This is a genomic window from Lentzea waywayandensis (genome assembly GCF_900115955.1).
Lineage (GTDB): Bacteria > Actinomycetota > Actinomycetes > Mycobacteriales > Pseudonocardiaceae > Lentzea > Lentzea waywayandensis.
On record NZ_FOYL01000002.1, the window covers coordinates 632,295 to 647,007 of the forward strand.

Annotated in this window: 11 protein-coding genes and 1 pseudogene; 6 read left to right on the forward strand and 6 right to left on the reverse strand. The window is 70.3% G+C overall.

The genetic code is table 11. From position 1 onward, the window contains the following. Positions 1-36: 36 nt before the first annotated feature. Both BM417_RS07810 and BM417_RS07815 read left to right on the forward strand, forming a co-directional pair. Positions 37-258: a hypothetical protein gene (locus tag BM417_RS07810; protein ID WP_093589289.1), complete on the forward strand. Its 222-nt coding sequence runs from the start codon at positions 37-39 to the stop codon at positions 256-258. 57 nt (positions 259-315) lie between these two features. Continuing rightward, positions 316-3,183, forward strand: a complete 2,868-nt coding sequence (locus tag BM417_RS07815; protein WP_218164385.1) for an ATP-binding protein — start codon at positions 316-318, stop codon at positions 3,181-3,183. Positions 3,184-3,234: 51 nt separating this feature from the next. Here BM417_RS07815 and BM417_RS07820 read toward each other — a convergent pair whose 3' ends face one another. Beyond that, entirely contained in the window at positions 3,235-3,609 is a 375-nt protein-coding gene (locus BM417_RS07820) for a nitroreductase family deazaflavin-dependent oxidoreductase (protein WP_093589292.1), read from the reverse strand. A gap of 64 nt (positions 3,610-3,673) precedes the next feature. Between BM417_RS07820 and BM417_RS07825 the strand changes: the two genes are divergently transcribed. From BM417_RS07825 to BM417_RS49105, 3 genes and pseudogenes are all read left to right on the forward strand, one after another. Then, positions 3,674-4,216 (forward strand): hypothetical protein, encoded by a 543-nt coding sequence (locus BM417_RS07825; RefSeq protein WP_093589295.1) that lies wholly within the window; start codon positions 3,674-3,676, stop codon positions 4,214-4,216. 131 nt (positions 4,217-4,347) lie between these two features. Beyond that, a pseudogene (locus BM417_RS07830) lies at positions 4,348-6,156 on the forward strand (glycoside hydrolase family 3 protein); the annotation flags it as partial. Between the two features lie 27 nt (positions 6,157-6,183). After that, entirely contained in the window at positions 6,184-6,570 is a 387-nt protein-coding gene (locus tag BM417_RS49105) for a carbohydrate-binding protein (protein ID WP_245821832.1), read from the forward strand. A gap of 48 nt (positions 6,571-6,618) precedes the next feature. On the opposite strand, the gene BM417_RS07835 is transcribed toward BM417_RS49105, so the two are convergent. After that, entirely contained in the window at positions 6,619-9,084 is a 2,466-nt protein-coding gene (locus BM417_RS07835) for a CHAT domain-containing protein (RefSeq protein WP_143138555.1), read from the reverse strand. Positions 9,085-9,179: 95 nt separating this feature from the next. On the opposite strand from BM417_RS07835, the gene BM417_RS07840 reads away from it, so the two are divergent. After that, entirely contained in the window at positions 9,180-10,403 is a 1,224-nt protein-coding gene (locus BM417_RS07840) for a S8/S53 family peptidase (RefSeq protein ID WP_143138556.1), read from the forward strand. Here BM417_RS07840 and BM417_RS07845 read toward each other — a convergent pair. The 4 genes from BM417_RS07845 to BM417_RS07860 form a co-directional block, all read right to left on the reverse strand. Beyond that, positions 10,369-11,469, reverse strand: a complete 1,101-nt coding sequence (locus BM417_RS07845; protein ID WP_093589304.1) for a glycosyltransferase 87 family protein — start codon at positions 11,467-11,469, stop codon at positions 10,369-10,371. The two genes, BM417_RS07840 and BM417_RS07845, sit on opposite strands and share 35 nt — an antisense overlap. Positions 11,470-11,726: 257 nt before the next feature. Beyond that, positions 11,727-12,353, reverse strand: a complete 627-nt coding sequence (locus BM417_RS07850) for a response regulator transcription factor (RefSeq protein WP_093589307.1) — start codon at positions 12,351-12,353, stop codon at positions 11,727-11,729. Beyond that, positions 12,350-13,342: a sensor histidine kinase gene (locus BM417_RS07855; protein WP_093589310.1), complete on the reverse strand. Its 993-nt coding sequence runs from the start codon at positions 13,340-13,342 to the stop codon at positions 12,350-12,352. The genes BM417_RS07850 and BM417_RS07855 overlap by 4 nt, the downstream gene beginning before the upstream one ends. Positions 13,343-13,411: 69 nt before the next feature. Next, positions 13,412-14,638, reverse strand: coding sequence for an aspartate aminotransferase family protein (locus tag BM417_RS07860; RefSeq protein ID WP_093589313.1), 1,227 nt, complete (start codon positions 14,636-14,638; stop codon positions 13,412-13,414). Positions 14,639-14,713 lie beyond the last annotated feature (75 nt).

Below are 14,713 nucleotides of genomic sequence, written 5' to 3' on the forward strand. Positions count from 1 at the left end.
CGTGCAAGAAACCGTTACTCACCAACAGGAGAAGCAATGAGATTGCCGGAGACCCACGACCAGTCCGCCTCGGTTCGGGCCACCACCAAGAAGATCGGCCTGCGGATCGCCGCGCTGACTGGCGTCGTTCTCTCCGCCGGCGTCATCGCCGCAGGTCCGAGCGCCGCGGCGCCGACCAACGCGGACGTCGTGCTCGACTCGGTCGTGTCCGTCAACGGTGGCGGGAACGGTTCCACGTGTTGCCGTCCGGAAAACTGACGCCCGATTTCTGACCGTATGTCACTGTTCTGTGGCAGGTCGTGATCTCATGTGCAAGTGGCATTACGTGCACCAGTCGTCGTCGGTCGTGACCATGAGCTGGGACTGATCAGGACGACGTTGGCGAAAGTCGCTACGGGGAGGGGTCAGGTCGTATTCCTGACCGGTGAAGCCGGGATCGGCAAGTCCCGGCTCGCCACCGTCGCGACCGATCTCGCCTACCAGAGCGGGATGAGCATCATGCGCGGCCGCGGCAGCGCCATGAGCCGCACGATCCCGTTCCGCTGCCTGAGCGAGGCGTTGCTGTCGCTGCAACGTCTGGGCACCACCGTCGACATCGACGAGCTGGGCCCCTACCGCCCGGCACTCGCCCGTCTCAACCCCGACTGGGGAACCCCTGCCGACGACGCGTCGAGCAGCTCGCTGATCGTGCTCGCCGAGGGCGTGCTCCGGCTGACCGAACTCGTGGGCCGCGACGGCGGATGTGCCGTCGTCATCGACGATCTCCAGTACGCCGACCCCGATACGCTGGCAGTGCTCGAGTACGTCATCGACAACATCTCGCACCAGCCGACGTTGCTGCTCGCGACCATGCGCGACGACGACAGCGCGGCGCTGGAGTTCGCCCGCGCCACCAGCAAACGCGACTCCGCCACGCTCATCGAGCTCCGGCGCTTCAAGCACGAGCAGGTGTCCGCGCTCGCGGGCGCGTGCCTGGAGGGCGCTTTGCCCGCGCCCGCACTGGATCTGCTGTGGGCGGGCAGCGGCGGGCTTCCGTTGTTCGTGGAGGAACTGCTCGACGAGATCGTCTCGGACGGACACCTCGTGCGGACCGGCGACGTCTGGAGCATGGGCGAGGCAGGTGTGCCGCCGTCCGCGTTGGTGCACAGCGTGGCGGGCCGGTTCGGCCGCCTGAACGACCAGGCGCGCGAGTTCGTGTCGGTCGCGGCCGTGATCGGGCTCAGGTTCCCGCTGACCGTCGTCCGCGAGGTCACCGGGCTGGACTACCGCACGTTGCTGCGCCACCTGCAGAGCGAACCCGTGGCGCACCTGATCGGCCCCGACGACCACACCCCCGACTGGTACCTCTTCACGCACGCGCTGGTCGCCGACGCGGTCCTGACCCTGATCCCGGAGGACGTCCAGTCGTCCCTGGCCCGGCGCGCGGCCGACGCCGTCGAGAAGCGCTACCCCGGTGTGCCCGGCGACTGGTGCCACCTCTGCGCGACGCTGCGGGAGGCGGCGGGCCAGACCGCTGCCGCCGGCGCGCTCTACGCCGAGGCCGGGCGGCGAGCGCTGGCACAGGGCGCCGCGCAGTCGGCCGTCACGTTGCTGGAACGCTCGCTGGAACTCGTCGAGGATCCCGTCCAGCGCTTCGAGGCGCTCGAAGCGCAACTGCTGGCGCTGACCGAGGCCGGACAGGTGGACCGCGCGCTGGCCATGAGCTTCGACAGCTCGGGTCTGGACCGCCCGCACCGCGCCCGCCTGCACACGCAACTGGCGTGGGCGGCGAACCTGGCCGGCCGCACGTCCGACGGTCTCGCCCAGGTGGAGATCGCACGGGCGTTGCTGGGCGACGCCCCTCCCGAGGACTGCGCGTCCGTGGACGTCGTGGCCGCGCACCTCGAACTGGACCGAGCCGAACCAGGCAGCCTCGAACGCGCCGAGGAGACCGCTCTGCGCGCCGCGACCGTCGCCGAACGCGTCCCGCTCCCCGTGGTCGCCTGCCAGGCGTGGCAACTGCTCGGCGCCCTGACCCGCCGCCGCGACCCGGCCCGCGCGACGGCGTACCTGGAACGCAGCCGGGCTTTCGCGATCGCGCACGACCTGCCGATCTGGGAGATCCACGCCCTCGTGCGCCTGGGCCTGGACGACGCCCTGCGCTCCGGCGACCTCGGCCGCCTGGAACAGGCACGCGACCTGGCATCCCGGATCGGCGCGGTGATCGCCCGCTACCAGTCCGAGGTCAACATCGGCCTGCAACTCGTCCTGCGCGCCGACTTCGCGGCCGCCTCCCTCGTCGTCGAAGACGTCTCCTCAGCCGCGAAACGCCTGGGACTGCAGGAGATCGGCCAGTTCATGGCCGTGCTGCGAGCCGTCCTGGCCGGCCACCGCGGCGACCGGACAACGTTGACCGAGGCCTGGTCCGTCCTGTCCGAACCGGGCGGCGAACAACACACCGCCCGCCTGCACGGCCTGGCGGCGACGTTCTGCTCGTTGTTGGAAGAGGACAGACCGAGGGCGCGGGCCGACCTCGCACTGGCGTTGGCCGCCGAACGCGCCACCCCCACGACCTACCACCTGACGGGCCGTCTGGGCCTCTCCCTGTTGCTCAGAGCCGTGGACGGCGACCTGACCCGAGCCGAGTACGACGAGGTCGTCGCCGACCCGGCCGCCGGCCTCCGCTGGGACCACCACTTCGCGCTACTGGCCTCCGCGGTCCTGGCCGGCGCGGCGGGCGACAAGGACGCGGCCCTGGCCCACGTCCAGGAGAGCAGCGACGTGGGCCTCCCCTACCCGATGGCACGCCACCTGGGCCTGCGACTCGTCAGCGAGGCCGCCGCCCGCGACGGCTGGGGCGATCCGGAGACCTGGCTGCGCGCCGCCGAACACCACTTCCACGACGCCGGCATCGCCGCCGTGGCCGGAGCCTGCCGCGCCCAGCTGCGACTGATGGGCGTGCGGGTGACGCAACGCCGGTCCGGGGCCGACGAGGTGCCCGACGAGCTGCGGCTGGCCGGGGTGACCGTCCGCGAGTACGAGGTGCTGCGGTTGCTCGGGGTGCGACTGGCCAACAACGAGATCGCCGCGCAGCTGCACCTGTCGCGGCGGACCGTCGAGAAGCACGTGTCGAGCCTGCTCACGAAGACGGGGCTGACCAACCGGCTGGCGTTGGGGAAGCTCGCGACGGAGCACTCGGACTGACGACCACGACCGTGCCCGGCGTCCGCTCGCCGGCACACGGGTCGCGGCGCGTCACTTCGAGGCGAGGTCCATCCGGAGGAACTCCTTGATGCGGAGCGACTTCGGTGGACGTTTCACGTCGTCGGCCAGTGCCGCGAACGCCTCCGCCTCGCCGACGACGCGCGGCGTGGTCAGTTCGAGCTCCTCGCCGTCGACCGTCAGTTGCGCGCGACCGGCCGCCATGACGTTGCGAACCCAGTCCGAGCGCGATCCGTAGACCAGGACGACCAGGTAGCCGCCATCGACCGGGTGCGCCTCCATCGGGGTGCGATAGGGCATTCCCGAGCTGCGCCCCACGTGGGTGAGCACCGCCCACTTGCCGCTCTTGATCGCGCGCGGGTTGAACACGCGCTTGTTGATGTGGCCCCACCATCTGGGCATAGGCATGTCGGACTCCTCTCCGACACTCAAGACGCGGACCGCGGGCGATCTGTTGAAGTAGCGTGCGCGCGTGGAGATCACTGATGACCGGGAGTTCCCCGCCGCACTGGCCGCACTGAGCGGCATCGACTTCCCGTGGGAGTACGACGAGAAGGCCGACGAGCCCTCGCCGGGCAACATGGACTACGAGCCGTACCAGGAGTTCGAGTCCGCCGAGGAGACGACCGACTGGATCAGGTCGTGGACCGGCAACAAGGAGTTGGACGGCACCGCGTTCCGGACGTTCGGGCAGGACGGCACCGGTGGGCTGGCCGTGCTGTGGCTGGTGCGGGAGGGGCCGTTGACCGTGCAGCCCGTCATGTTCTTCGGGTCGGAGGGTGAGGTCGGGCCCGTCGCGACGAGCCTGGGCGAGTTCCTGTGGTTGCTCGCGGGTGGTGTGGGGCCGCAGGAGGCCGTCGAGTTCGGGTCGGACACCGGTGTGCCGAACGCGGAACTGCGTGCCGTCGCGGAGAAGTACTCCGGGGTCGAGCCGCGCACGCCCGCCGAGGTGCTGGCGGCGGCTCGGGCGGAGTTCCCCGACTTCGCGGAGACCGTGCAGTCCTGGTGTCGTTAGGGCAGGCGAGGGGAACCGGTACTGGTTCCGGTTCCCCGATGGTCTATACCACTTTGTGAACGCAGGTTACGCTCGGCGAACCCTGTTGTGCCGCAAGGTAAACAGGACCTCGTCCTCCGGAGGTCTGCCCAGTGAGAAAGTTCCTCGCGGCCGCACTACTGCTCAGTGCCGCCGTCATCCCCACCGGTACGGCCGCCGCGGCCGACCCGATCTACAAGGACCCGACGCAGCCGGTTCCGGCGCGGGTCGCCGACCTGCTGGGCCGCATGTCGCTCGACGAGAAGGTCGGGCAGATGACGCAGGCCGAGCGCAACTCGGCCAGCTTCGCCGACCTGACGAACTTCCGGATCGGGTCACTGCTGTCCGGTGGCGGTTCCGCGCCGTCGCCGAACAACGCCACGTCGTGGGCGAACATGTACGACGACTTCCAGCGCGCGGCGATCGCGACGCCGCTGGGAATTCCCATGATCTACGGCGTGGACGCCGTGCACGGCCACAACAACGTCGTCGGCGCCACGATCTTCCCGCACAACATCGGCCTCGGCGCGACGCGCGATCCCGGGCTGGTGCAGCGGATCGGGCGCGCCACGGCCGAGGAGGTGTCGGGCACCGGCATCGACTGGGACTTCGCGCCGTGCCTGTGCGTCGCGCGCAACGACCGCTGGGGCCGCACCTACGAGTCGTTCGGCGAGACGCCCCAGGACGCCACGTCGATGACGACGATGATCACCGGCCTGCAGGGCTCGAAGCTGTCGGACTCCGGCTCGGTACTCGCCACGGCCAAGCACTACATCGGCGACGGCGGCACGACCAACGGCACCGACCAGGGCAACACGCAGGTCAGCGAGGCAGAACTGCGCGCGACGCACCTGCCGCCGTTCCGCGACGCCATCGCCAAGGGCGTCGGCTCGGTGATGATCACCTACAGCAGCTGGAACGGCGTGAAGCTGCACGGCCACAAGTACCTGATCACCGACGTGCTGAAGAACGAGCTCGGCTTCGGCGGCCTCGTCGTGTCGGACTGGAACGCCATCGACCAGATCGACGGCCAGGCCGGCTTCACCGCCGCCGAGGTGCGCGACTCGATCAACGCCGGCCTCGACATGATCATGGTGCCGACCGCGTGGCGTCAGTTCATCACCTACCTCAAGCAGGAGGTGCAGGCGGGCCGCGTGCCGATGTCGCGCATCGACGACGCCAACCGCCGCATCCTCACCAAGAAGTTCGAGCTCGGCCTGTTCGAGAAGCCGCTGACCGACCGCTCCTACACGCCGACCGTCGGCAACGCCGCGCACCGCGCTCTGGCCCGTGAGGCCGTGCGCAAGTCGCAGGTGCTGCTGAAGAACCAGAACGGCGTGCTGCCGCTGCCCAAGACCGCGTCGAAGATCTTCGTGGCGGGCAAGAGCGCGGACAACATCGGCTACCAGAGCGGCGGCTGGACGATCTCCTGGCAGGGCGGCAGCGGTCCGGTCACGCCGGGAACCACTGTGCTGCAAGGCATCCGCTCGGCCGTGTCGACGTCCACCACGGTGACGTACAACCGCAACGGCACCGGCGTCGACGGCACGTACCAGGCCGCGATCGCCGTCGTCGGTGAGACGCCGTACACCGAGGGCGCGGGCGACCGGCCCGGCGGCCTGGGCCTCGACGCCGAGGACATCGCGACCCTGAACACCCTGCGCGCCACCGGTGTCCCGGTCGTGGTGGTGCTCGTCTCCGGCCGCCCGCTGGACATCGCGGCCCAGCTGCCGCAGTGGCACTCGCTGGTCGCGGCCTGGCTGCCCGGCACCGAGGGCAACGGCGTCGCGGACGTCCTGTTCGGCGACTACAGGCCAACCGGCACGCTGCCGTTCACCTGGATGCAGAGCGCCTCGCAGCAACCGATCAACGTCGGTGACGGCAAGGCACCGCTGTTCCCGTACGGCTTCGGCACCCAGTTCCCCGCAACGCAGAACGCCTACGCGCTGATCGGCGCCTCGTACTACGACGAGCAGCGCGGCACGCAGGTTGAGCGCTGCACCGACTCGGGCTGCGGGCAGAACGTCGGCTACCTGACGCCGGGCGACTACGTGGCCTACGCGGACGTCGACTTCGGCGCCACTCCCCCGACCTCGGTGACCACGCGGATCGCGTCCGGTTCCACGGCGAACGGCACCCTTCAGTACCGCCTGGACAGCCCGACCGGTCCGCTGGTCGCGACCGTCTCGGCGGCGAGCACGGGTGGGTGGCAGACGTGGACCAGCCGCACGGCCGCGGCGTCCGGCGCGACCGGGGTGCACCGGTTGTACCTGGTGGCGACCGGTGGCACGGGTGGTGACCTGGCGAACGTGAACTGGTTCCAGTTCGCTCGTTAGTCGAGTGGCTGAACGGGGTTCCGGGCGGGAACCCCGTTCAGCCGCATCTCAGGCCCCTACGCACACGAACCCGTTGGGCTGGTTCAGTTCCTCCTGCGCCTCGGCCAACGCTTCCGCCGGCGAACGGCCTTCGCGCAACCGACGGTGCACGCCGAGCATCAGGTCCTTGGTCTCCGCGTCCGGCACCGGTACGACCGGGGCGATCAGCTGCGAGGTCCCGCGTTCGAGGAACGTCGCGGCGAGGCCGAGGAGCTCGTTGCCGGACACGATGACCGAGCGGCCGACGTCGCAGGCGGCCATGATCACGGTTTCCGGCACCTGTTCGAGGCGTTGCACGTCGTAGACCACGAGCGGTCCGTCGTGCAGGGACAGCGCGGAGAACAACGGGTTGTCCGGGTTCAGGCGGCCGTGGGCGGCGAGGTGCACGGTGCCGGCCGTGGCCAGTGCCTTCAGGACGTCGTCGACCGTCGCGTCGCGCGGGCTCGTGACGGCGTGGAGATCCGCGATGGCCTGCGCTTCCTCATCCGCGCCAGGCAGGCCGGGGCCACTCGCCACGGCGAACGTACGCGGGCGAGCAGGCTGGGACGCGGCGCTGCGCCACGACGTCGCCGAGGGTGCGACGACGACCGGTTTTCCTCGGCACGACGGCAAAGTCGACCACGGGACGTTGTGCAGCAAGCCCGTCGGCACGACCACCAGCGGTCTGTCGCAGCGCGGCAGGAGCAGTGAGTCCAATGTGGATACCGTGGTGCGCAGCAGCTGAAGGATCTCGGGGCGCGGGCGACGGGCCAGGTGCCGCAACGCGAACGGCACGCGTTCGAGCAGATCGGCCACCTCTCCGACCGGGCCCACGACGCGCAGGTCCAGGCGCCGGTCGGTGAGGGTCAACGCCAGCAGGTCGCCGTCGGCCTCGACGTACTGGACGAGCACCCGGTCGCCGAGATCCAGCTCGGCGGGCCGGACCGGTTCGGACGGGCCGGGGCCGGTCGTCCGGAGCAGACGGCTGCGGTTCTTGATCCGCCGTTCCAGTTCCACCTGGCGGTGGGTGAGCTTCGTGGCGCGCAACGACTGCAGCAGGGCGGCGAGTTCGGGATCGTCCGGCGGGCGGACCGGGCGGTGCAGAAAGCGGCTCGCACGGCCTCGCTCAGCCCATTCGAAGACGTCGGCAAGCCTGCCGGACCTCAGTGCCACGCGCAGTCCCAGCGCGGCCAGGTCCGCGCGGTGCGCGGCCGAGTGGGCGCGGAGATCACTGGCGCCGAGGGCCGCGTGGTTCTCGTCGAGGACGCGCAGGCCTCGCCTGGCAGCGGCCGCGGCCCGGCGGGGGGTGGTGCGTTCGTGCAGCAGGGCTTCGGCGTACCAGCCGCGCGCCCGCAACGTCGCCGGGCCACGGGTACGCGCCTGGCTCGCGGTCGTCAGGTGCGCGACCACGCGAGCCGGTTGTCTTCGGCGCCCCGCCACCACGGCGAGGTCGAGGTGCGCCTGCACGGCGAGCCTGCCGTGCAGCGCGGCCACCATCGCGTCGGGATCGCTGATCCGGCAGGGCTTTCCGGCGCTCAGCGCGGCGCGCAGCACCGTCGCCCGCGCGAAGGCGGCGTGCTGGTCGCGGCCCTGACGGACGAACTGGGCGAGCGCGGCGCGGGCGTGCCGTCCGGCGGCGGCCCAGTCGCGGCCGAGCAACGCCGCGTCGGCCAGCAGCAACTGCGTCTCGGGGACCATGAGCCGGCGGCCCTCGGCACGGAACGCCGCGACCGCCTGGGAAGCGTGCTCTCGCGCCTCACCGGCCATTCCGACGGACAGCAGCAGCTCGGCGCGGTCGAACAGCACGGGCGCGAGCCGGCCGCCGTGCCGGGTGATGATCTCCTCGGCCCGGTCGAAGTGCGCGAGCGCGGCCGGGACGTCGCCGCGACGGCTCTCCACGAAGCCGAGGTTCTCGGCGATGATCCCGACCACGAGGTCACGGCCGAGGTCGCGCGCCAGCTCCTCGGCCTCCAGCAGGTCCTTCACGGCGAGCGCGAAGTTCAGGCGTTCGGCCTGCAGGATGCCCCGGTTGACCAGGTTGCGTTGCAGGGCCAGCGTCTCACCCCGACGGCGCAGCGCGCGGTCGGCGGCCTGGTAGTCGGCGAACGCGTCGTCGGGCCTGCCGAGGTGGTAGAGGATCACGGCGCGTTGGCTTCGAGCGCGCGCACCCAGCAGAGGAACGGCCAAGTCCACCTCACGTAGCGCGGGCGCGGGTCTCCCCTGCTGCACGAGCGCGAACGCGAGCTTCATCCGGCTCTCCGCCGCCGCCTTGCCCGCGCCCAGCCGGACCGCGCGGCGCAGGTGCGCGACCGCCTCGCCGACCTGGCCGGTCTGACACAGCGCGTGACCCCACGCCTGCTCGGCCAGCGCCAGGGCGGGAACGTCCTCGCGAGCGTCGCTCACGACCTGCGCGGCCAGCGGGATCGCTTTGATCGGATCGACGTCGGCGAGCCGCATCGCTTCGCGCGCCGCGTGTAACACCGATCCCGCCAGCATGATGACCAATGTGCACGGCGAGGACGTTCTTCGCCAGGTATCAGGACGAGGCGTTCCGGCATCGGTTCACCGGAGACCCCCTATCGGAGGCTGACATGGACGCGAACCAAGACCAGCTCGTCGTCGACAACCACCACCTCGACGTCGTGCGCAAGGTCCTGGGCCAGCTCAAGATCCAGGACTACACCGAGGACGCGATACCCGAGTTCGACCTGACGCTGCTCAATCTCAAACACATCGGCAAGCCGGAGGACGAACCCGACTGGAAACGGGTCAGCGATCTGGACCCGGTGCTCACCGAGGTGCGCGCACGGCTCGCTGGACACTCCGGCGGCTGGACGCCCACCATCGGCAAGAACAGGAGCATGACGAGCACGTTCGGCGCGTACCCGCAGACCAAGAGCCAGAACTTCTGGGATCCGGAACGCCGCGAAGCACCTGTTCCTCCCGATACCTGGCTCAAGGGTGACGCCGGCACAGGCGTGCGGGTCGGGCTGGTGGACACCAGGGTCTACCGGCACGCGGACCTCCCGCCCGCGTCCATCACCGCGTCCCCGGAGGACTTCTCCCCCAAGAAGATCGGCGACGACTGCAACTTCGAGGAAGGCCATGCCGTCTTCACCATCGGCCTCATCCTGAAGAACGCCCCCGGCGCCACCGTCGTCGCCCACGCCGCGCTGGGCGACGACGGCAAGGCCGAGGCGTGGAAGGTGGTCAAGAAGCTCGCGCAGTTCCTCGTGCCCGAGCCCGCCGACCGAGTTCACCTGATCGTGCTGGCCAGCGGCTGCCGCACCCACGACGGCATGCCGCCGTTCATCCTCGAACGCGCGATCGAACGACTCAGCCCGCACATCACCGTCGTGGCCGCCGCCGGCAACCACGGGATCGTGGAGGGCATGCATCCCGACACGCTCGTCACCCGGAACTCCCCGACCTGGCCCGCCGCGCTGCCCGGTGTCGTGGCCGTCGGAGTGCCCGTCCCGCCGCTGCCCTTCCCCGAAGCCGATCCGGTACCGCACTACAGCCCCGATGTCCCCTGGGTGACCTGCACGGTCGCCCCCACCCACGGAGACACGTTCGTCAGCACCTACCTGAACTCGAAGCTGGTGAAGGTGCTCGACGGCCGCATCATCGACAACCTCGTCACCGGGTACGCGGCGTGGCGGGGTACGTCCTGCGCCGCCGCCGTCCTGGGCGGGGCCATCGCCGCCAAGATGCCGTCGACCGGCATGGACGCACGCGAGGCGTTGAAGCAGCTGATCGGCACCGGCGGCATCAAGAAGTTCACCTGGCCCGCGCAACCTGGTGTGCAGGCCTGACCTGGACGGTGCTCACCGCGCACCAGCAGAGGAACGCGAGACCCAGCCAGACGTAGGCGTTGCCGACGAGGTGCTGCCACCACGTCCACGCCAGTTCACGGTCGCCCGCGGTCGGCAGCAGCCAGTGCGGGCCGACCGCGAACACCGCCACGACCGCGAGCCTGGCACGCCCGCTCAGCAGCATCAACGCGGGTGCGATCCACACCCAGTGGTGTGACCAGGACACGGGCGAGATCAGCAGACCCGCTGCCGCGACCGCGACGAGGGCCGTGAGGTCCTCGCGCAGTCGCGGCAGCATCGCGACCGTTACCGCGAGCACGGCCGCGGCCGCGACGAACCACACCGGCTCGGGCGCGCCGAGCCGGAACAGCAGGCCGCGCAACGACTGGTTCGCGCTGTAGGCGAGGCCGCCGACACGTTCCGGGTCGAGCATCGCGTGGAACCAGAACTGCTTCGACTGGCCCGGCGCGAGCACCCAGGCGAGCAGGCCGCACGCCGCGAACGTCGCCACGGCGGTCAGCGCGGCCCGCCATCGCCTGCGGGACAGGAAGAACAACACGAAGATCGCCGGAGTCAGCTTGATCGCGGCGGCGAGCCCGACGAGCAGACCGCGCGGCCACGGCGTGCGCGGCAGCAGGCAGTCGGCGGCGACCAGGCCGATCAGGATCATGTTGATCTGGCCGAGGTCCAGGCCGCCGCGCAACGGTTCGAGCAGCAGGCACACCGCGGCCAGACCGAAACCCGTCCGCAGGCTCGGCGCCGCCACGACACAGGCCGCGGTGAAGAGCGCGATGCCCGCTACGGTGAACAGCAAGGCGTTGAGCGGCAACGGAAACAGGGTGAGACCGCTGAACAGGACGGCCGCGAACGGCGGGTAGGTGAACGGCAGACCTCTGGGGCCCCGGAAATCGGCGGTGTAGAGGTCCGCACCGGCCTGCCACGCCTCGCCGCCCGCGAGGTAGACGCGCAGGTCCAGCAGGCCGTCACCGAAGCCGCGCACGCACACCCAGACGAGCAGGCAGGCGGCCACGGCAGCCCAAATCCGCCGGGGATCGACACGGGTCATCGCGCTGCCGCCTTGTCACGCAGCACCACTGCCCCGACGACCACGCCACTCGCGATGAGCGGGTTCGACAACGCGAACCCGATGGTGTCCAGCGCCCACCGCACCTGATCCAGCACAGTTCAAAGCCCTTCGTCCACAACGAGATCCGATGTGGACGAGCCTGCTCGCGCGGCGGGTGGCACCGGATCGGCCGCAGAGCCGGAAGATCATGGCCGTCTGGTCAGCCACAAGGCCGAGGACTGGCCATCCGGCCGTGGTCAGCCGGCCACCACGTGCGAACGGAACGCCCACGCGACGATCTCGACGCGGTTGCGCGCACCGACCTTGGTCTGCACGGACGCCAGATAGGCCTTGACCGACGACACGGAGACCTTCATCGCGGCGGCGATCTCGTTGTTGCTCTGCCCCTGTGCGACGTGCCGCACTACGTCGAGCTCGCGGTCGTTCAGCACGCCCGCGTCGGCGCTCGCGACCGGCTGCACCGACCGCCGCAACACCCGCAGCACGACCTGGGGCGACACGAGCACATCGCCGCGTGCCGCCGACCTGACCGCCTCGGCCAGCAGTCCGGGGCTCGCGTCCTTGGTGAGGAACCCGCACGCGCCGAGGTCCAGTGCCTTGTTCAGCACCTCGTCGCTGTCGAACGTCGTCACGACCACGACACGGGAGTGCGGCGCGAGCTGACGCGTGACCTCCAGCCCGTCGAGGCCGGGCATCCGCACGTCGACCAGACACACCTGCGGCTCCAGCTCCTTCGCCCGCTGGACGGCGCTGATCCCGTCCGCAACGTCGGCGACCACGGTGATGTCGGGCTGTGCCTCCAGGATCAGCCGGAACCCGGCCCGCACCATGTCCTGGTCCTCGGCGATGAGCACGGAGATCATGCGCGCACCTCTCGCGGCAGTTCGGCGGTGACCAGCCAGCCTTCCCCTGTGGACCCCGCGAAGAACCGCCCGCCCAGCTCGTGCACCCGTTCCCGCATGCCCACCAGCCCGAACCCGCCCGAGTGCGTCGGCCTCACCGTTCCATTGTCCACAACGGACAGCAGCACGGCCTCGCCGGTGAGGCGCACGTCCACCTCCACGCTCGTGGCGTCGAAGGCGTGCTTGCGGGCGTTGGTCAAGGCTTCCTGAACGATCCGCAGCACCGAGCGCCCCAGCTCCGGCCGCACGTCCTCGGTCAGCTCGATGCTCGTCCGCACCGGCAGTCCCGACCGCTCCGCGAGCCGGTGCAGGTCGGCCGTGAGATCGGTGGTCGCGGTCGCGGCTCCGTTGTCCCGCAACGTCCTGACCATCGCGCTCATGGAGCCCAGCGCGTCCGTGCCGCCGTCGACGATGCCGGGCAGCATCGCGCACGCCTTGTCCTTGTCCTGCTCCGCCACCACGAGCGCGGCCTGCGCCTGCACCAGCATGCCCGTGACGTGGTGTGCGACCACGTCGTGCAGTTCCCGCGCCATGTCGAGGCGTTCGTCGCGCCGCGCCCGTTCCTCCGCCGCGGCCGCGTTCTCTGCCCGTGACCGCTGCAACAGACGCATGTACAGCCCGGCGGCCACGGCAGCCGAGCCGGCTACCAGCACCAGCGGGAGGTAGGTGAAGCGGAAGCTGACCCAGGTGGCGTGCATGGACACCAGTTCCAGCGCCACGAGCGACACTACCGCCGGTCGCACCGACGCCTTCCAGGCAAGCCAGAAGGCGACTCCCAGCACGAGGACCGCCTGAACGGTCGCCACCAGAGGGGTTCTCAACACATCGTTGCCGACCCCGGGAGCGTCCTGGAAGAACGCCCGGCTGAACCCGTTGCTGAGCCCGGTGATGACGAACACGGCCGCGCAGACGATCACGGTGGCGACGAACGGCCGATGGTGTACCCGCATGCGGGCGATGGTAGGGAGAGGTGGTGGCCGCCCGCCTCGCCCGTCCAGCCGAGGCAGGTGGCCAAGTGGTCAGGCCGACCCGATGGCCTCGTCGAGAATGCTCAGCCCCAACGCCAGCTCCTCCTCCGAAGCCGTCAACGGCGGCGCGATCCGGAACACTCCGCCCATCCCCGGGATCTGCACGATGTTCATGTGCAGCCCCAGATCCAGGCACCTCTGCGTGATCGGCGCGGAAAGCGACTCGTCCGCGATCTCCAGCCCGACCAGCAGCCCACGCCCGCGCACGTCCGACACCAGCGAGTGGCGCGCGGCGATGTCGTCCAGCCCGTTGCGCAGGAACGTGCCGAGCTTCGCGGCTCGTTCGTCCAGCCGTTCCTCGACCAGCACGTCCAGCACGGTGTTGCCCACCGCGGCCACCAGCGGATCGGACACGTGCGTGGTGAAGAACAGGTAGCCGCGGGCGTGCGTCTCCGCCTCGATCTCCGCCGAGGTGATCACAGCGGCCAGCGGCAACCCGGCGCCCAAAGTCTTCGACAGCGTCAGGATGTCCGGCACCACGCCGTCCCGCTCGAACGCGTACCAGTTGCCCGTGCGGCACAGGCCGGTCTGCGCCTCGTCCATGATCAGCAGCATCCCGCGCTCACGGCACTTGGCCGACAACGCGGCGAAGTAGCCGGGCGGCGGTTCGAGGATTCCGCCCGAGCTCAGGATCGGCTCGACGATGCAGGCCGCCAGCGAGCCCACGGACTGCGCGTCGATCAGGTCGAACGCCAGGTCCAGCTGCGCCTGCCAGTCGCCGGACGGCGCGGGGATCGCGAAGTTGCCGGGCGTGGCGGGGCCGTAGCCCTTGCGGCCCGCGCTGTAGGTCGCGGCGGCCGCGGCGGCGGTCATGCCGTGCCACGAGCGGGCGAACGCCACCACCTCGTGCTTGCCGGTGACGAGCTTGGCCATGCGCAGCGCGGCCTCGTTCGACTCGGCGCCGGTGGTCAGCAGCTGCACCTTCGACAGCGACTCGGGCAGCGTGTCCGAGAGCCTGCGGGCCAGGTCGACCACCGGGCGGCTGAGCATGCCGCTGAACAGGTGGTCGAGGTTCGCGATCTGGCGCTGCACGGTCTCGACGATGCGCGGGTGCGAGTGGCCGAGGATCGCGCTCATCTGCCCGGACGTGAAGTCCAGGATCCGGCGGCCGTCCTCGGTGAACAGGAAGCTCCCCGACGCGCTGTCGATGATCTCGCGCGTGAACGTGCCGCCGTAGCGGACGAGGTGGCGGTCGACGTCGTCCCAGAAGGTGTCCATGGGCAAAAACGCTACGAGCGGGTGAGCATCAGGTCCATCTCATAATTCCACGCTCGCTGTTCGGAAATACTGCAC